The organism is Streptomyces olivaceus (genome assembly GCF_000721235.1).
Taxonomy (GTDB): Bacteria; Actinomycetota; Actinomycetes; order Streptomycetales; family Streptomycetaceae; genus Streptomyces; species Streptomyces olivaceus.
Window position 1 is genome coordinate 13,803 of record NZ_JOFH01000056.1, and the last position, 16,943, is coordinate 30,745.

Annotated in this window: 15 protein-coding genes; 12 read left to right on the forward strand and 3 right to left on the reverse strand. The window is 73.6% G+C overall.

Annotated features, from left to right (window positions below):
* Positions 1 to 11 precede the first annotated feature (11 nt).
* Positions 12 to 1,820, forward strand: coding sequence for a BACON domain-containing protein (locus IG94_RS0135970; RefSeq protein WP_031047527.1), 1,809 nt, complete (start codon positions 12 to 14; stop codon positions 1,818 to 1,820).
* 87 nt (positions 1,821 to 1,907) lie between these two features.
* Here IG94_RS0135970 and IG94_RS0135975 read toward each other — a convergent pair whose 3' ends face one another.
* On the reverse strand, positions 1,908 to 2,750 hold the full coding sequence (locus tag IG94_RS0135975) for a DUF3109 family protein (RefSeq protein ID WP_031047530.1): 843 nt from the start codon (positions 2,748 to 2,750) through the stop codon (positions 1,908 to 1,910).
* 72 nt (positions 2,751 to 2,822) lie between these two features.
* Here IG94_RS0135975 and IG94_RS0135980 point away from each other — a divergent pair, with 72 nt between their 5' ends.
* From IG94_RS0135980 to ilvD, 4 genes are all read left to right on the forward strand, one after another.
* The gene (locus IG94_RS0135980) at positions 2,823 to 3,755 is read left to right on the forward strand and encodes a Ppx/GppA family phosphatase (RefSeq protein WP_031047532.1); all 933 of its coding nucleotides are present in this window, start codon (positions 2,823 to 2,825) and stop codon (positions 3,753 to 3,755) included.
* A 113-nt stretch (positions 3,756 to 3,868) separates the two neighbouring features.
* Positions 3,869 to 4,753 carry a sugar phosphate isomerase/epimerase family protein gene (locus IG94_RS0135985; protein ID WP_037765952.1) on the forward strand — a complete coding sequence of 295 codons (885 nt, stop codon included), beginning with the start codon at positions 3,869 to 3,871 and terminating at the stop codon, positions 4,751 to 4,753.
* Entirely contained in the window at positions 4,750 to 5,388 is a 639-nt protein-coding gene (locus tag IG94_RS0135990) for a TetR/AcrR family transcriptional regulator (RefSeq protein ID WP_224219849.1), read from the forward strand. Before IG94_RS0135985 ends, IG94_RS0135990 begins: the two co-directional genes overlap by 4 nt.
* 194 nt (positions 5,389 to 5,582) lie before the next feature.
* Positions 5,583 to 7,436 carry a dihydroxy-acid dehydratase gene (gene ilvD / locus IG94_RS0135995; protein WP_031047537.1) on the forward strand — a complete coding sequence of 618 codons (1,854 nt, stop codon included), beginning with the start codon at positions 5,583 to 5,585 and terminating at the stop codon, positions 7,434 to 7,436.
* A 31-nt stretch (positions 7,437 to 7,467) separates the two neighbouring features.
* Here ilvD and IG94_RS0136000 read toward each other — a convergent pair whose 3' ends face one another.
* Positions 7,468 to 9,696 (reverse strand): serine/threonine-protein kinase, encoded by a 2,229-nt coding sequence (locus IG94_RS0136000; protein WP_031047539.1) that lies wholly within the window; start codon positions 9,694 to 9,696, stop codon positions 7,468 to 7,470.
* Between the two features lie 183 nt (positions 9,697 to 9,879).
* On the opposite strand from IG94_RS0136000, the gene IG94_RS0136005 reads away from it, so the two are divergent.
* The 7 genes from IG94_RS0136005 to proC all read left to right on the forward strand — a co-directional run bounded on the left by IG94_RS0136005 (position 9,880) and on the right by proC (position 15,292).
* The gene (locus tag IG94_RS0136005; protein ID WP_031047541.1) at positions 9,880 to 10,191 is read left to right on the forward strand and encodes a hypothetical protein; all 312 of its coding nucleotides are present in this window, start codon (positions 9,880 to 9,882) and stop codon (positions 10,189 to 10,191) included.
* A gap of 169 nt (positions 10,192 to 10,360) precedes the next feature.
* The gene (locus IG94_RS0136010; RefSeq protein WP_031047543.1) at positions 10,361 to 11,053 is read left to right on the forward strand and encodes a DUF4232 domain-containing protein; all 693 of its coding nucleotides are present in this window, start codon (positions 10,361 to 10,363) and stop codon (positions 11,051 to 11,053) included.
* A 72-nt stretch (positions 11,054 to 11,125) separates the two neighbouring features.
* Entirely contained in the window at positions 11,126 to 11,629 is a 504-nt protein-coding gene (locus IG94_RS0136015; RefSeq protein ID WP_031047545.1) for a hypothetical protein, read from the forward strand.
* A gap of 119 nt (positions 11,630 to 11,748) precedes the next feature.
* Positions 11,749 to 12,567, forward strand: coding sequence for a class I SAM-dependent methyltransferase (locus tag IG94_RS0136020; protein ID WP_043485590.1), 819 nt, complete (start codon positions 11,749 to 11,751; stop codon positions 12,565 to 12,567).
* Between the two features lie 32 nt (positions 12,568 to 12,599).
* Positions 12,600 to 13,424: an ABC transporter ATP-binding protein gene (locus IG94_RS0136025; protein WP_031047551.1), complete on the forward strand. Its 825-nt coding sequence runs from the start codon at positions 12,600 to 12,602 to the stop codon at positions 13,422 to 13,424.
* On the forward strand, positions 13,421 to 14,257 hold the full coding sequence (locus tag IG94_RS0136030) for an ABC transporter permease (RefSeq protein WP_031047554.1): 837 nt from the start codon (positions 13,421 to 13,423) through the stop codon (positions 14,255 to 14,257). Before IG94_RS0136025 ends, IG94_RS0136030 begins: the two co-directional genes overlap by 4 nt.
* Positions 14,258 to 14,479: 222 nt before the next feature.
* Positions 14,480 to 15,292 (forward strand): pyrroline-5-carboxylate reductase, encoded by an 813-nt coding sequence (proC, locus tag IG94_RS0136035; RefSeq protein WP_031047558.1) that lies wholly within the window; start codon positions 14,480 to 14,482, stop codon positions 15,290 to 15,292.
* Between the two features lie 24 nt (positions 15,293 to 15,316).
* Here proC and trpS read toward each other — a convergent pair whose 3' ends face one another.
* Complete coding sequence (gene trpS / locus IG94_RS0136040; protein ID WP_031047561.1) at positions 15,317 to 16,330, reverse strand: tryptophan--tRNA ligase; 1,014 nt, start codon at positions 16,328 to 16,330, stop codon at positions 15,317 to 15,319.
* Positions 16,331 to 16,943: the final 613 nt, after the last annotated feature.

The window sequence follows — 16,943 nt, forward strand, 5'->3', positions numbered from 1 at the left end:
GTCGCCGAGTGATGAGGAGCAGTCCGGAGACCACGACCCGCACGACCGGCGCACACCGGGCGCACCGGGAAGCGCGTGACCGCGCCGCGGCGCGCTCGCTCGCGCAACGTCCGCCCGCGCAGCGCCCGCCCGCGCGCTACGCGGCGTACGACGCCCATCTGGACGGCCTGTTCACGTACTGCCTGTCCGTGCTCTGCGACCACGAGGCCGCGACCGGTGCCCTCGGTGACGTCCTCGCGCTGGCCGAACGCCGTGGCCACCGCGGCCCCGGTGCCCCGGGCGACCGCCGGGCCTGGCTGTACGCGCTGGCCCGCTGGGCCTGCCTGCGCAAGCTGGCCGAGGCCAAGCAGAAACGTCCGAGCAGCCACGCGGCACCCCGGTCCACCCCCGCGCGGCACTCCGCTCCCGCTTCCGCCCCCGGGACCGGCCCGGACACCGCCCGCCCCTCACACCCCGCCCCCGCCCCGCCGGGCCCCCACCCCGCACACGCCGACGAACTGGCCCTCCTCGCCTGGCCGGAGGCCGCCGGCACCACTCCGGAGCAACGCGAGGCCCTGGAGCTCGCCGTGCGCCACCACCTCGCCCCGCACGAGGTGGCCGCCGTCCTCGGCATGGCCCCGGCCGCCGCCCGGGAACTGCTCGCCTCCGCCGCCTGCGAGGTGGAACGCACCCGCGCCGCCCTCGCCGTCGTCGAGACCGGCACCTGCCCGGGCGTCGCCCGCCTCACCGGCGACAACCGCTACGTGCTCAGCAGCGCCCTGCGCCGCGAGCTGGTCCGGCACGTCGACGACTGCCCGCGCTGCCGCCGGACGGCCGAACGCGCGATCCCCGGCCGCTGGCCCGGCACGAGCGTCACCCCGGCCGAACTCCCGGTCCTCAAGGCCCCCCGCGCGGCGCTGCACGTGGCCCTGGCCCACCTCCCGCGCGCGCGGAACGCCGCCGCGCCCCGCTTCGACCGGCGCGGCTTCCCGATGGACCCCAAGGACCGCGCCGCCCGCCGCGACCGACTGCGCGCCCGCGCCGTCACCACCACCGTCGTCGCCACGGTGGTCGCGGCCCCCGTGCTCGCCCTCTGGGCGGCCTACCGCGGCACCCCGGTCGTCGAGGGCGAGGAAGGCCGCTCGGCCGGCACCAGCGAGGCGCAGACCCCCGACGGCGGCCCCACCGGCGACGGCCCCGGCTACGAGAACACCGGCAACACCGGCGACCCCGCCACCCCCGGCCCCGGGAAGAACGGCAAGGCCGACGTCTCCGTGGAGGTCGTCGGCGTCCCCGGCGCGGGCGAACAGGGCACCCGCACCCTGGGCGTCACGGCGGCGAACGACGGCGACACCACCCTCGTCACGCTGACCGCCACCGGCGACGCACCGGTGCGCTGGTCCGCGTCCACACCGGCCCCCTGGCTCTACTTCAGCAAGTCGTCCGGCACCCTGCGCCCCGGCGAGACCCTGACCCTCAGGGTCTACGTCGACCACCTGCGCGAGCCCTCCGGCCACTGGACCGCCCGCGTGGCCGTCGCGCCGGCCGGCGCCGTCGTGACCATCCGGGGCTACGGCACCGCGCCGAGCCCGTCCCACCCCGGCCCGCGCCCCAGCACCCCCGACGACACCACGTCCCCGTCCGACCCCGGCCCGGACCCCTCCACCTCGCAGCCCACGGACCCGGACCCCACGCCCACCGACGACCCGCCGCCCACCTCGCCCGACCCCGAGCCGACCCCCACCGAGCCGACCCCCACCGAGCCGTCCCCGACCGACGGCACGGGCGGCTCGTCACCGCCGCCGAGCGGCACGGGCGACCCGAGCCCGTCCACCTCGTAGGACGCGCCCGGGTACGACACCGAGGTACGACATAGGACGGGCCCGGGTACGACGTAGGACGGGCCCGGGCACGGCCGGATAGGTCCCTTACCGAGGAGCCGGGTCCGCCGGATGCGGTGCCACCAGCGGCAGCTGCGACGCCAGCCGCTCCTCGCACAGCTCGACCAGCCGGTCGTACCCCGCCTTGCCCATCAGCTCCACCAGCTCCGGCCGGTAGGAGACGTACACCGGGTCGCCCGCACCGTGCGCCGACGTCGCCGACGTGCACCACCAGTGCAGGTCGTGGCCGCCCGGGCCCCAGCCGCGCCGGTCGTACTCACCGATGGACACCTGGAGCACGCGCGTGTCGTCGGGCCGGTCGATCCACTCGTACGTCCGCCGCACCGGCAGCTGCCAGCACACGTCCGGCTTGGTCTCCAGCGGCTCCCGGCCCTCCTTCAGCGCCAGGATGTGCAGCGAACAGCCCGCACCACCGGCGAACCCCGGCCGGTTCTGGAAGATGCACGAGCCCTGGAACGGCCGCGTCTGCCGCGAGCCCTCGTCGTCCTCGGAGACCCATCCGCCCCGCGTGCCCTCGGCGTGGTGCTGCCAGACGTCCGGAGTGAGTCTCGCCACGTGCTCGGCGACCCGCTTCTCGTCGTCCTCGTCGGAGAAGTGCGCGCCCAGCGAGCAGCACCCGTCGTCCGCGCGGCCCGCCTGGATGCCCTGGCAGCCGCTGCCGAAGATGCAGTTCCAGCGGGAGGTCAGCCACGTCAGGTCGCACCGGAAGACCTGCTCGTCGTCCGCCGGGTCCGGGAACTCCACCCACGCGCGCGCGAAGTCGAGACCCTTCTCGTCCCCCTTCGCCTTCGCGGCCTTCTCGCCGACCATGACGCGCCTCTTGTCCTTCTTGGGCGACTTCTCGTCCTTCGCCTTTTTCGTCTTTGGCACGAATCCAGGGTAAGTCGCCGAAGCCGTACGACGGCACCGCCGCACCTCCGGTTCGCAGTAGCGTTTCCCTCCATGAGACTCGGGGTCCTCGACGTGGGTTCGAACACGGTGCATCTGCTGGTGGTGGACGCGCACCCCGGCGCGCGCCCGCTGCCCGCCCACTCGCACAAGGTGGAACTGCGCCTCGCCCAGCTCCTCGACGAGGACGGGGCGATCGGCCCCGACGGCGTCGACCGGCTGGTCGCGGTCGTCCAGGAGGCGCTGCAGGCCGCCGAGGACAAGGGCGTCGAGGACCTGCTGCCGTTCGCCACCTCGGCCGTGCGCGAGGCGAGCAACGCCGACGACGTCCTCGCCCGCGTGCGGGCCGAGACCGGTGTCGAGCTGACCGTCCTCAGCGGCGCCGAGGAGGCCCGGCTCACCTTCCTCGCGGTGCGCCGCTGGTTCGGCTGGTCCGCGGGCAGGCTCCTGGTCCTCGACATCGGCGGCGGCTCCCTGGAGATCGCGTACGGCATGGACGAGGAACCCGACGCCGCCGTGTCGCTGCCGCTCGGCGCGGGGCGGCTGACGGCGGCCCGGCTGCCGGGCGACCCGCCGCCCCCGGAGGACGTCCGGGCGGTACGCCGCCACGTGCGCGCCGAGATCGCCCGCACGGTCGGCGAGTTCAGCCGCCTGGGCGCCCCCGACCACGTGGTCGCCACCTCCAAGACCTTCCGGCAGCTGGCCCGCATCGCCGGCGCCGCCCGCTCCGCCGACGGCCTCTACGTCCAGCGCGAGCTGAAGCACACCTCGCTGGAGGCCTGGGTGCCCCGCCTCGCCGCCATGACCGGCGCCGAGCGCGCCGAACTCCCCGGCGTCTCGGAGGGCCGCGCGAACCAGCTCCTGGCCGGCGCCCTGGTCGCCGAGGCGGCCATGGACCTCTTCCACGTGGAGCACCTGGAAATCTGCCCCTGGGCCCTCAGAGAGGGCGTCATCCTCCGGCGACTCGACCACATGGGCCCGGTGTAGCGCCCCGCAGGGGCGCGGGGCCGTATCGATCCCCGCCGAAGCAGCGTGGCACTCACCACACCCCCGATCACGCCCCCCGCACCCACCCAGCCCCACCCCGTACCCTGACCCCCGTGGCAAAGACAAGGGACGCGGTCCGGATCCCGAACGCGAAGGTCGCCCTGTCGACGGCTTCCGTCTACCCGGAGTCGACGGCGACGGCCTTCGAGATCGCCGCACGCCTCGGCTACGACGGCGTCGAGGTCATGGTCTGGACGGACCCGGTCAGCCAGGACATCGAGGCGCTGCGCAGACTCAGCGACTACCACCGCGTGCCGATACTCGCCGTGCACGCGCCGTGCCTGCTCATCACCCAGCGCGTCTGGTCCACCGACCCCTGGGTCAAGCTCCAGCGCGCCCGCGCCGCCGCCGAGAAGCTCGGCGCGTCCGCCGTGGTCGTCCACCCCCCGTTCCGCTGGCAGCGCCAGTACGCGCGGGACTTCGTCGACGGCATCTGGCGGATGGCGAACGAGACGGACGTCCGCTTCGCCGTCGAGAACATGTACCCCTGGCGCTACCGCGACCGCGAGATGCAGGCGTACGCCCCCGACTGGGACGTCACCAAGGACGACTACCGGCACTTCACGATCGACCTCAGCCACGCGGCCACCTCCCGCACCGACGCCCGCGAGCTGATCGAGCGCATGGGCGACCGCCTCGGCCACGTCCACCTCGCCGACGGCAAGGGCTCCGCCAAGGACGAGCACCTCGTCCCCGGCCGCGGCAGCCAGCCCTGCGCCGAGGTCCTGGAGAGCCTCGCCCGCACCGGCTTCGACGGCCACGTCGTCATCGAGGTCAACACCCGGCGCGCGATGTCCGGCGCCGAACGCGAGGCCGACCTCGCCGAGGCGCTGGCCTTCACCCGCCTGCACCTGGCGGCGTCGGCGGCCTCGGCGGCCTCCTCGGGCCCGACGGTGCCCCCGGCCGAGCACTCCGCGGCGCGGACGGAGCGCCGGTGAGCGGCGAAGCCGGAGCGCCGGTGAGCGACGCCGGCGGCGCCACCACCCGTCGCCGGGGCCGCCCGCCCCGTACGGAGTCCGCGGGCACCCGTGACCGCATCCTCACCACGGCGCGCGAGGAGTTCTCCGAGCGGGGCTACGAGAAGACGTCCGTACGCGGCATCGCCAAGGCGGCGGGCGTGGACCCGGCGCTGGTCCACCACTACTTCGGTACCAAGGAGCAGGTCTTCGCGGCGGCCGTCGAGGTCGCCTTCGCCCCCGCCCTGGAGGCCCCCGGAGCGATCGCCGACGGCCCCCTGGCCGGGGTCGGCGAGCGCCTGACCCGCTTCATCCTCGGCGTCTGGGAGAACCCCGCGACCCGGACCCCCCTCCTGGCGATCCTGCGCTCCGCGGTGAACAACGAGACCGCCGCCGCCGTCTTCCGCCGGCTCATCGCCGACCAGGTGCTGCACCGGGTCGCGGCGCAGCTGGACCCGCCCGACGCGGAACTGCGCGTCGAACTGGCGGCGGCGCAGCTCGTGGGGTGTGCGATGCTCCGGTACGTGGTCAAGGTGGAACCGCTGGCCTCGGCGGACGCCGAGCAGATCGTCGCCCGCCTGGCACCGGTCGTACAGGGCCACCTCACGGGTCCCTGAACAGCCCCGACCGTCGTACGGGCTCCTGAGCGGGCCCCGACCGGCCCGTACGGGCCCATGAGCAGCCCCCTTGAGCAGCCCCCGACCGCCGTACGGCGAGACGCGCATCCCGCATTCCGGACACCCCGTCCCGGTCCCTGGATGACCGGCGTACGCTCGACGGCAGTCATAACTCTCCGAAGGAGCGAGCGACGATGCCCGAACTGAGGTCCCGCACAGTCACCCACGGCCGCAACATGGCGGGCGCCCGCGCCCTTATGCGTGCCTCCGGTGTACCCGGCGCGGACATCGGACGGAAGCCGGTCGTCGCGGTCGCCAACAGCTTCACGGAGTTCGTGCCGGGCCACACGCACCTCGCGCCGGTCGGCCGCATCGTCAGCGAGGCGGTCACCGCGGCCGGCGGCATCCCGCGCGAGTTCAACACGATCGCCGTCGACGACGGCATCGCCATGGGCCACGGCGGCATGCTGTACAGCCTCCCCTCCCGCGACCTGATCGCGGACAGCGTGGAGTACATGGTCGAGGCCCACTGCGCCGACGCCCTGATCTGCATCTCCAACTGCGACAAGATCACCCCGGGCATGCTCAACGCGGCCCTGCGCCTGAACATCCCGACGGTCTTCGTCTCCGGCGGCCCGATGGAGTCCGGCCGCGCCACCCTGGTCGACGGCACGGTCCGCACCCTGGACCTGGTCGACGCGATGTCGGAGGCGGTCAACGACAAGATCTCCGACGCGGACATCCTCCGCATCGAGGAGAACGCCTGTCCGACCTGCGGCTCCTGCTCCGGCATGTTCACCGCCAACTCGATGAACTGCCTCACCGAGGCGATCGGCCTCTCCCTGCCCGGCAACGGCTCGGTCCTGGCCACCCACACCGCCCGCAAGGCGCTCTACGAGGACGCCGCCCGCACGGTCCTGGACCTGACCCGCCGCTACTACGAGCAGGACGACGACTCGGTCCTGCCCCGCAACATCGCCACGCCCGCTGCCTTCGAGAACGCCATGGCGCTCGACATCGCGATGGGCGGCTCCACCAACACGATCCTGCACCTGCTGGCCGCCGCCCAGGAGGCGGAGGTCCCCTACGGCCTCACCGAGATGGACGCCCTCTCGCGCCGCGTCCCCTGCCTCGCCAAGGTCGCGCCCAACGTCGCCAAGGACCGCACGTACTACATGGAGGACGTGCACCGCGCGGGCGGCATCCCCGCCCTCCTCGGCGAACTGCACCGCGGCGGCCTGCTCAACGAGGACGTCCACTCCGTGCACAGCCCGTCCCTGGCCGACTGGCTGAAGACCTGGGACGTGCGCGGCGGCTCCCCGGGGAAGGAGGCCGTCGAGCTGTGGCACGCCGCTCCCGGCTGCGTGCGCTCGGCGGAGGCCTTCTCCCAGTCCGAGCGCTGGGACTCCCTGGACGAGGACGCCGAGGGCGGCTGCATCCGCTCCGTGGAGCACGCCTACTCCAAGGACGGCGGCCTCGCGGTCCTGCGCGGCAACCTCGCCGTGGACGGCTGCGTCGTGAAGACGGCCGGCGTCGACGAGTCCATCTGGACCTTCGAGGGCCCGGCGGTCGTCTGCGAGTCGCAGGAGGAGGCCGTCGAGAAGATCCTCACCCAGCAGGTCAAGGAGGGCGACGTCGTCGTCATCCGCTACGAGGGCCCCAAGGGCGGCCCCGGCATGCAGGAGATGCTCTACCCGACCTCGTACCTGAAGGGCCGCGGCCTCGGCAAGGCCTGCGCCCTGGTCACCGACGGCCGCTTCTCCGGCGGCACCTCGGGCCTGTCCATCGGCCACGCCTCGCCCGAGGCGGCGGCCGGCGGCACGATCGCCCTGGTCGAGGACGGCGACCGCATCCGCATCGACATCCCGGGCCGCTCCATCGAGCTGCTGGTCGACGACGCCGAACTGGCCCGCCGCAAGCAGGCCCTGAACGGCGTGTACGCCCCGAAGAACCGCGACCGCAAGGTCTCCGCGGCCCTGAAGGCGTACGCCGCGATGGCCACCAGCGCCGACAAGGGCGCGGTCCGCGACGTCGGCAAGCTGGGCTGACCCCTGGGACGCCCTTGAAGCGGGCCCCGGCCTACCAGGCGGCCGGGTCCCGCCCCGCCACGCCGAAGACCGTCCCGTCGGGCGCCCCCGCGTAGACGTGGCCGCCCGCGAGCACCGGCTCGGGCAGCGAGGCGGGGACGCGGTCGGACTCGGCGCCCAGCCGCGGCCGGGTCTGGCCGAGGAGCCTGCCCTTGCGGGCATCGACGCCCAGGAGCCGGCCGTCGGAGGCGGTGACGTACACGTGCCGGTCGTCGGCGGCGGGCACCGAGCCCCGGCTCGCGCCCGTCTCCAGCCGCCACGCCTCCTCGCCCGCCGCCATGTCCACGGCCACCAGCGTGCCGCCCGCCCCCATCAGGTACACCGTGTCCCCGTGCACCCCGGTCTGCGCCTGCGCGACCGGCAGGGACAGCACCGTCCGGCGCACGGCCCCGGTCCCCGGCGTGTAACGGACCACCGCCTTGGCGTCGCCGTAGGCCTCCCCGTCGGCGGTGAAGTACACGGAGCCGTCCGCGGTCCCCACCGGCGTCAGCGACCCCGCCAGTTCCTTGGCCCACCGTACGTTCCCCGTCGCCGGGTCCACCGCGGTGACCTCGGTGCGGCTCCCGTCCCCGACCGGAGCCGTCGCGTACGCCGACGGGCGCGGCTCCCCGGTGAACGAGGTGAAGTACGGCACGGCCTGCCCCGCTACCGGGTGCGACCACACCTTCTCGCCGGACGACGCGTCCACGCCGGTGACCGTGCCGTCGGCGCGGGTGAGCAGCAGCATGCCGCCGACACCGTGCACGCCGTCGTACCGGAAGGAGTCCTCGCGCCACACGCGCGCGCCCGTGTCGGGGTCCAGCCCCTCCAGGGCGCCGATCCGGTCGAGGGAGGGCTGGACGAGGCCGCCCGCCAGGGCCGGCGGTTCGCTCCGCGTCCCCGGCGCGGTCTCGTGCCGCCACAGCGTGCGGCCGTCGGCCGGATCGAGGGCGAAGACCAGTCCGGGCAGCGCGCACAGCAGCTTCCGGGCGCCGTACACGCACTGCGGCGTGCCCGTACCCGTCTCCGCCCCGGGAGCCGCCTCCCACGCGGCGAAGGCGCCGGCCGTGCTCCGCGCGGCGGCCGTCCGCCCGGCCGGTTCCGCGTCGTCGCCGAACACCTGGACCAGGACGAGCGAGCCGACCACGGCCAGACACAGCGCCCCGGCGACCAGCGCCGTCCGCCGGCCCGCACGTCGGCCCGGCCGCAGGCCCGCAAACCGGCCCGGCTGGCGGCCCGCCCGCAGGCCCGTCCTCCCGCCCGTCCGCCCGCGCCGACGCCGGCCGGACGCGGGGTCCGGCAGGTCCGCCGCCCGCGGCCCGTCCGCCGGAGGGTCCTCCAACAGGCCGTCCGCGTGGGGCCCGTCCTCCGGCGGCGTCCGCTGCGCCGGTATGAAGACCTGCGTGTCGTAGGCCGCAGCCACCGACCGCAGCTCCCGCATCAGCTCGTCCGGCGTCGGCCGGTCCCCGGGCTCCTTGGCCAGGCACCGCAGCACCAGCGGCGCCAGCGACTCCGGCACACCGGTCAGGTCGGGCTCGTCGTGGACGACCTGGTAGGCGACGACGTACGGGCTGTCGGAGTCGAAGGGACCGCGTCCGGTCGCCGCGTGCACCAGCAGCGAGCCGAGGGCGAACACGTCGGCCGCGGGCCCCACTTCACGGGGCCGCCGGAACTGCTCGGGGGCCATGAACGGCGGCGTCCCGATCAACTTCCCGGTCTCGGTCCGCAGTTCGCTGTCCTTGGGCCGGGAGATACCGAAGTCGATGACCTTCGGGCCGTCCTCGGCCAGCAGCACGTTGCTGGGCTTCAGATCCCGGTGCACGACGCCGACCCGGTGGATGTCGCGCAGCGCCTCGGCGAGCCCGGCCATCAGCCGCCGCAACTGCGCCTCGTCCATCGGCCCGTTCCGCTTCACCTGCTCGGCGAGCGTCGGCCCGGGGATGAACAGCGTGGCCATCCAGGGCCGTCCGGCCTCCGGGTCGGCATCGACGACCGGCGCGGTGAAGGCCCCGCTCACCCGCCGGGCGGCGGCCACCTCCTGCCGGAACCGCCCCCTGAACTCGGGGTCCCTGGCGTACGTCGCGTGCACGACCTTCACCGCCACGCGCATCCCGGAGGTGCTGCGGGCCAGATGCACGACGCCCATGCCGCCCGAGCCCAGCCGGGCCCGAAGCCGGTAGTGACCGGCGTACTCCGGAAGTTCCGCTTCCGCGTCCGCTCCGGCATCCCGCTGCGGCGCCATGGAACCACCCCCGTGCTGTTCGTTCGCGCGAGCGATGCTGGGAGCCTAGTCGATGGGGCGTACGGGACAGAGGCGGCCTGCCGACCCTCCCGGGCGAGTCGCGAACTGGTGTTTCACGGCTGGTTCGTGGGGTATCAACGCTGCCCCACGAGCGTCGTGGGGTCCAACGGGGGGAGTCCAACCATGTCCGTCGACCAGATCCAGAGCACCGGTGGCGAGGACGAGGGGGCCGTCGCGGCGGCCGTGGCCCGTGCCACCTACCCGGTCGCGCCGGGCTACCGCCTCAACGTGCGCAGCGGTCCTGGCACCAGCTACTCGATCGTGCGGGTCCTGTCCGAGGACGCCAGGGTCGCGATCGGCTGCCAGCGCCCGGGGGAGCGGGTCACGGGCCCCTACGGCACCTCGAACGTCTGGGACAACATCGGCGGCGGCCAGTACGTCTCCGACGCGTACGTCCTGACGGGCAGCGACGGCTACGTGGCTCCCCGCTGCTAGGGGTGGGGCGTCCGTGACTCCGTAACAGCGCTGTCTCAGGGCGGTGCAGGGAGCGTGCAGGACGGAACGGAGTACCGCGCCGAGCCGGTCTTGGTGATCAGAAAGGCCCGCCGGTACCGACGACCGGTACCGGCGGGCGGCACGCCAAACCGACTCTGAGGTAGGAACGATGCGCGTTCACAAGCTCACCATCGCCGCCCTGGCCGTTGCCGCCGGCCTCTCGCTCACGGCCTGCCAGGGTGACAGCGACAACGCGGACGGACAGTCCACCGGATCGTCCAACAGTTCGTCCTCCTCGAACGGCGCGAAGGACACCGGCGGGAAGGACACCGACGGGAAGAGCGCCGACGGCGAGAACACCGCCGTCGGCGGGGGCGGCTCCGACGGCGCCTCGGACGGCGGCTCCGGCTCCGGCAAGGGCAGCGGCACGGACAGCGAGACCGCCAAGTGCCTCACCGACCACCTGGAGATCACGGCGGCGGACGGCACCGTCGGCGGCGACCCGGAGGAAACCGTCGTGGTGGGCTTCAAGAACGCCGGCGCCAAGGACTGCCTGCTCACGGGTTACGCGGGCGTCGACCTGAAGACCAACTACGGGAGGGTCTCCGCCGAGCGCACCGGTCAGGAGGCCGACCCGGTCGTCCTGAAGAGCGGGGAGGACGTGTTCTTCGGCGTCACCTACCCGAAGAACGACTCGGGCGGCTCCGGCGTCCGCGTCGAGGGACTGGTGGTGACCCCGCCCAACGAGACCAAGTCGGTCACCCTCGACTGGCCGGGCAAGGCCTCGCTGCCCGTCACGGAGGACGGCTCCGGCACCGCGGTGCAGGTCGGCCCGATCGGCAGCGCCGGCCAGGGCGGCTGACCGCACCGCGCGCGGACCCGGGGGTGCCGGGCCCCTCACGGGGCCGTGGCACCCCGGCGCCATAATCGACCCGTGAGCGCAGAGAACGGCAAGAACGGCATCCCGGACGTCCCCGCGGGCCCCCGCCCCGAACCCCTCCGGTTCTACGGCACGACCTGGGTGGACCACGACCACGGCTACACCGCCCGGCGGGCCGGCCTCGCCGCCGGTTCCCTCGCCGTCGCGGCCGCCGCCTGCCTCGTGCTGCGCGTCGCCTACCAGGGCCTCCAGATCGCCGAGATCGGGAGCTTCGTCTCGCTGCTGGTGATCGTGATGTTCGCGGTCTGCAGCGCCCTGGCCTTCCGCCACACCTGGTCCGGCTTCAGCAGCCGCCCCGACCCCGACCGCCAGGCCTCCCTGCGCGGCCTGCTCGCCATCGGCTTCGTCGGCTCCCTCCTCGCCTACTTCTTCCGCACCTTCACCGAGGCCCCGGGCGAACGGCTCCACCGCGCGGAGTACGAAAAGGCCCGCGCGGAGTACGAGAAGCGCACGACCCGCCGCTCGGGCAACCCGTCGAAGAAGCGCCGCCGCCGCTGAGGCCGAGCCGCCGTCCGGCCCGGCCCCGGCCCCGGCGGGCCTTCCAACGGGGCCCTGGTTCGACGGGGCCCTGGTGAAAGGCCTTCGGCGCGTCGCGCTCCCTCGGCCACCATGGCCGTATGACGACGCCCCTGCCCGCGGCCCCGGACGACCCGGCCGCCACCCCGCCCGCCGCAGCCCGGCCCACCCACAGCGCCCGAGCGCACTCCTTCAACGCCGCCGCGGCCCAGTACGCCGCCGCCCGCCCCTCCTACCCGCCCGCCCTCTTCGACGCGCTGGAGGAGCTGACCGGCCGCCCCCTCAAGGGCTCCCGCGTCGCGGACGTCGGCGCCGGTACGGGCCTCGCCACCGCCCGCCTGCACGAGCGCGGCGCCCGCGTGGTCGCCGTGGAACCCGGCGCCGGCATGGCCGCCGAGTTCCGCCGCACCCTCCCCGGCGTGCCGGTCGTCCGCGGCAACGGCAACGCCCTCCCCCTGGCCGACCACACCGCCGACCTCCTCACCTACGCCCAGTCCTGGCACTGGACCGACCCCGCCCGCGCGGTCCCGGAGGCGCTGCGCGTGCTGCGGCCGGGCGGCGCGCTCGCCCTGTGGTGGAACACCGCCGCCCTCGACGTGGCGTGGATCGCGGAGTCGGCCCGGCGCGTCGACCGGCACTTCGCCGACCAGAACCTCTCCGCCGGACAACGGGACGTCGACGCCCGTACCGCCGACCCCACCGGAAGCCTCGACTTCACCCGCCGCGTGGTCCGCTGGAGCCGCCGCGTCCCCGTCGACACCCACCTGGCCAACCTCGGCAGCCACTCGGTCTTCCTGACCGATGGCGAAGAGCGCGCCGCCGCCTTCCTGGCCGAGGAGCGCGGGCATCTCCTGGCGGTCTTCCCGAGCGGCGTCGTCGAGGAGACGTACGACGTCCACCTCCTGCTCGCGGCGGCTTGACGCCGCAGGTGGCCGGGAGGAGTATTCATCGCATGATGAATTACACGGGGAACCCCTCCTCCCGGCCACCCGGAGAACAGACCCGCACCCCGGCCGCACCCGCCGTCCGCGCCGAGGACCTCCACGTCGTCCGAGGCCCCCGCACCGTCCTGCGCGACCTCGCCTTCACCGTCCCGCGCGGCCGGATCACCGGCCTCCTCGGCCCCTCCGGCTGCGGCAAGTCGACCCTCATGCGCGCGATCGCCGGCACCCAGGCCAAGGTCACCGGCACCCTGGACGTCCTCGGCCGCCCGGCGGGCCACCCCACCCTGCGCACCCGCATCGGCTACGTCACCCAGGCACCCTCCGTCTTCGACGACCTCACCGTCCGCCAGAACCTCGCGTACTTCGCCGCGATCCTCGCCCCCGGCCGCGCCGCCGCCGACCGCCGCCGCGAGGACGTCACCCGGGCCGTCGCCGACGTCGACCTCACCACCCACGCCGACGCCCTGGCCGGCAACCTCTCGGGCGGCCAGCGCAGCCGCGTCTCCCTCGCCGTGGCCCTGCTCGGCGCCCCCGAACTCCTCGTCCTCGACGAACCGACGGTCGGCCTGGACCCCGTACTCCGCCGCGACCTGTGGGCCCTCTTCCACTCCCTCGCCGCCGACCGCGGCACCACCCTCCTCGTCTCCTCCCACGTCATGGACGAGGCCGAGCGCTGCCACCGCCTGCTCCTCATGCGCGACGGCCGGATCCTCGCCGAGGACACACCGGAGGCACTGCGCGTCCGCACCGGCTCCGAGACCGTCGAGGAAGCCTTCCTGCACCTGGTCGACGAGGCCACGGCGGCAGCCCGTACGAAGGAGACCACCCGATGAGCACCCCCGCGGCCCCCGCACCTCACCAGCCGTCGCCTCACCAGTCGTCTCCCCACCAGCAGTCGCCCCTCTCCCCGGTGGCCCCGACCCGCGCCCTCAGCCCCATCCGCACCACCGCCACCGCGGCCCGCGTCCTGCGCCAACTCGCCCACGACCCGCGCACCATCGCCCTGCTGATGCTGATCCCGTGCGTGATGCTCCTCCTGCTGCGCTACGTCTTCGACGGCAGCCCGCGCACCTTCGACACCATCGGCGCCTCGCTCCTCGGCATCTTCCCGCTGATCACGATGTTCCTGGTCACCTCCATCGCGACGCTGCGCGAGCGCACCTCGGGCACCCTCGAACGCCTCCTCGCCATGCCGCTCGGCAAAGGCGATCTCATCGCCGGCTACGCCCTCGCCTTCGGCGCCCTCGCCATCGTCCAGTCCGCCCTCGCCACCGGCCTGGCGGTCTGGTTCCTGGGCCTGGACGTCACCGGCAGCCCCTGGCTCCTCCTCCTGGTCGCCCTGCTCGACGCCCTCCTGGGCACCGCCCTCGGCCTCTTCGTCTCGGCCTTCGCGGCCTCCGAGTTCCAGGCCGTGCAGTTCATGCCGGCGGTGATCTTCCCCCAGCTCCTGCTCTGCGGCCTGTTCACCCCGCGCACCGACATGCACCCCGCCCTGGAGGCGATCTCCGACGTCCTGCCGATGTCCTACGCGGTCGACGGCATGAACGAGGTCCTGCGCCACACCGACATGACCACCGCGTTCGTACGGGACACCCTGATCGTCGCGGGCTGCGCCCTCCTGGTCCTCACCCTGGGCGCGGCCACCCTCAAACGCCGCACGCACTAATGGCCCGTCCGGCGATTGAGGACGAGGCCGAAGGCCGAAGCGGGGGCCTGGGGGCGCAGCCCCCAGGGACGGGGCGGGAAGGGTCGGCGGGGGCGAAATCCACCGGCCGGCCGGCCGCCCCCCCGGCGCCGCGTCCCGCGGACTGGACGACACACCCCCACCCGCATGCGCAATGCGAGGATGACCCCGGACGACGCGCGCACCCCGGAGGGCACCAACCCCATGACCCAGAAAGTCGCAGTCCTCGGCACCGGCAAGATCGGCGAAGCCCTGCTCAGCGGCATGATCGGAGCCGGCTGGGCCCCCACCGACCTCCTGGTCACGGCCCGCCGACGGGAACGGGCCGACGAACTCCGCGCCCGCCACGGAGTCACCCCGGTCACCAACGCCGAGGCGGCAAAGACCGCCGACACCCTGATCCTCACGGTCAAACCGCAGGACATGGGCACCCTCCTCGACGAACTCGCCCCGCACGTGCCCACCGACCGCCTGGTCATCAGCGGCGCGGCCGGCATCCCCACCTCCTTCTTCGAGGAACGCCTGGCCCCCGGCACCCCGGTCGTCCGCGTCATGACGAACACCCCGGCCCTCGTCGACGAGGCCATGTCCGTCATCTCCGCCGGCACCCACGCGACCGCCGCTCACCTGACCCACACCGAGGAGATCTTCGGCGCCGTCGGCAAGACCCTCCGCGTCCCCGAGTCCCAGCAGGACGCGTGCACCGCCCTCTCCGGCTCCGGCCCGGCGTACTTCTTCTACCTGGTCGAAGCCATGACCGACGCCGGCATCCTCCTCGGCCTGCCCCGCGACAAGGCCCACGACCTGATCGTCCAGTCCGCGATCGGCGCCGCGAAGATGCTCCGCGACAGCGGCGAACACCCGGTCAAGCTCCGCGAGAACGTCACGTCCCCCGCCGGCACCACCATCAACGCCATCCGCGAACTGGAGAGCCACGGCGTGCGCGCCGCCCTCATCGCCGCGCTGGAGGCAGCCCGCGACCGCAGCCGCGAGCTGGCCTCCGGCACAAAGGACTGACGAACACGGAAGGCAGGGCACGGCCTACCGGCCGGACGCGTCCACGGGCGCCAGCAACCCGATCGCCCGGTAGGCCGCGTCCACGGTCGGCCGTGCCATGCCCCGGGCGCGCTCCGCCCCCTCCCGCAGCACGCCGTCCACGTACTCCGGGTCCGCGCTCAGAGCCCGATGCCGCTCCTGCACGGGCCGCAGCACCTCGACGACGGCCTCGGCGGTGTCCTTCTTCAGCGCCCCGTACGAGTCGTACGCCCCCGCCAGCTCCGCCGGATCCCCACCCGCGCAGGCGGCCAGGATCTCCAGCAGATTCGCGAGCCCCGGCCGCTCCTCCCGGTCGTACACCACGTCCTGCCCGCTGTCGGTCACGGCCCGCATGACCTTCTTGCGCACCACATCCGGCTCGTCCAGCAGATAGACGATCCCCGGACCGGCGTCGTCGCTCTTGCCCATCTTCGAGACCGGATCCTGCAGATTCATCACCCGGGCCGCCACCGCCGGACCGGTCGCCCGGGGCACCGTGAACGTGTGCCCGTACCGCTGGTTGAACCGCACAGCGAGGTCCCGCGCCAGCTCCACGTGCTGCGTCTGGTCGTCCCCGACCGGCACCTCGTCCGTCCCGTACGCCAGGATGTCCGCCGCCATCAGCACGGGATACGTCAGCAGCGACAGCCGCACGCTCCCACCCCGCCGCTGTTCCCGCGCGGCCTTCTCCTTGTACTGGATCATCCGCCGCATCTCCCCGTCGGTCGCGACGCACTCCAGTACGTACGACAGCCGGGCGTGCTCGTCGACGTGGCTCTGCACGAACACGGTGCACTGCTCGGGGTCGAGTCCCGCCGCCAGCAACAGCGACGCCGACTGCCGGCTGAGCCGGCGCACCCGCGCCGGGTCGTGGTCCACGGTCAGCGCGTGCAGGTCGACCACGCAGAACAGCGCGTCGGACCGGTACTGGTCGTCCGCGGCCCACCGCCGCATGGCTCCCAGGTAGTTCCCCAGCGTCAGATGCCCGGTCGGCTTGATCCCACTGAAGACTCTCGTCATCTCTCCCACCTCCTGGTCGCGGCCGCCGCCACCCGCCGGCCGCCCCTCCTGGAGGGAGATACGAGAACGGCCGCCGAAGCGGCGGCCGTTGAAGTGCACACGTGCGAACGGCCGCCGTCAGGCGGCCCGCCACAGCTGGCTACACGTATGTGTCGTCACGCCCCTCACCGTACGCCTCCGGAGGCCGTTCGACCCTGGATTTGACACCCCTCACCCGCACTCGTAGTGTTCTCCGAGTTGTCCGACGTGAGCGCCGACCCCGGTCGGTCCCCGGACAGCGATTCCGCGAGTACCAACCACTTCACGACGAGCAGTCGCACTGTCGGCGTCGTCGTCATGTCGGTGGATGTATTCGCAGAATGAGGAATCCACGTTCGAAAAGAACGCGGCCCCGATTAGCTTCGGACGCCGGGAATCCGCTACAGTCTCACCTCGTCGGAACGGCCCAACAGCCGGGACGGCAACCCCCTCTGACGGGGAATCAGAGCCCGAAAGGATCTGATAGAGTCGGAACCGCCGGAAAGGGAAACGCGAAAGCGGGAACCTGGAAAGCACCGAGGAAATCGGATCGGAAAGATCTGATAGAGTCGGAAACGCAAGACAGCAAGACCGA

Bases quoted from the DNA above. Each gene is read 5' to 3' on its own strand.
- IG94_RS0135970 (WP_031047527.1), top strand. From the start codon at position 12: ATGAGGAGCAGTCCGGAGACCACGACCCGCACGACCGGCGCACACCGG.
- IG94_RS0135980 (WP_031047532.1), top strand. From the start codon at position 2,823: ATGAGACTCGGGGTCCTCGACGTGGGTTCGAACACGGTGCATCTGCTG.
- ilvD (WP_031047537.1), top strand. From the start codon at position 5,583: ATGCCCGAACTGAGGTCCCGCACAGTCACCCACGGCCGCAACATGGCG.
- IG94_RS0136000 (WP_031047539.1), bottom strand. From the start codon at position 9,696: ATGGCGCCGCAGCGGGATGCCGGAGCGGACGCGGAAGCGGAACTTCCG.
- IG94_RS0136005 (WP_031047541.1), top strand. From the start codon at position 9,880: ATGTCCGTCGACCAGATCCAGAGCACCGGTGGCGAGGACGAGGGGGCC.
- IG94_RS0136010 (WP_031047543.1), top strand. From the start codon at position 10,361: ATGCGCGTTCACAAGCTCACCATCGCCGCCCTGGCCGTTGCCGCCGGC.
- IG94_RS0136020 (WP_043485590.1), top strand. From the start codon at position 11,749: ATGACGACGCCCCTGCCCGCGGCCCCGGACGACCCGGCCGCCACCCCG.
- IG94_RS0136025 (WP_031047551.1), top strand. From the start codon at position 12,600: ATGATGAATTACACGGGGAACCCCTCCTCCCGGCCACCCGGAGAACAG.
- IG94_RS0136030 (WP_031047554.1), top strand. From the start codon at position 13,421: ATGAGCACCCCCGCGGCCCCCGCACCTCACCAGCCGTCGCCTCACCAG.
- proC (WP_031047558.1), top strand. From the start codon at position 14,480: ATGACCCAGAAAGTCGCAGTCCTCGGCACCGGCAAGATCGGCGAAGCC.
- trpS (WP_031047561.1), bottom strand. From the start codon at position 16,330: ATGACGAGAGTCTTCAGTGGGATCAAGCCGACCGGGCATCTGACGCTG.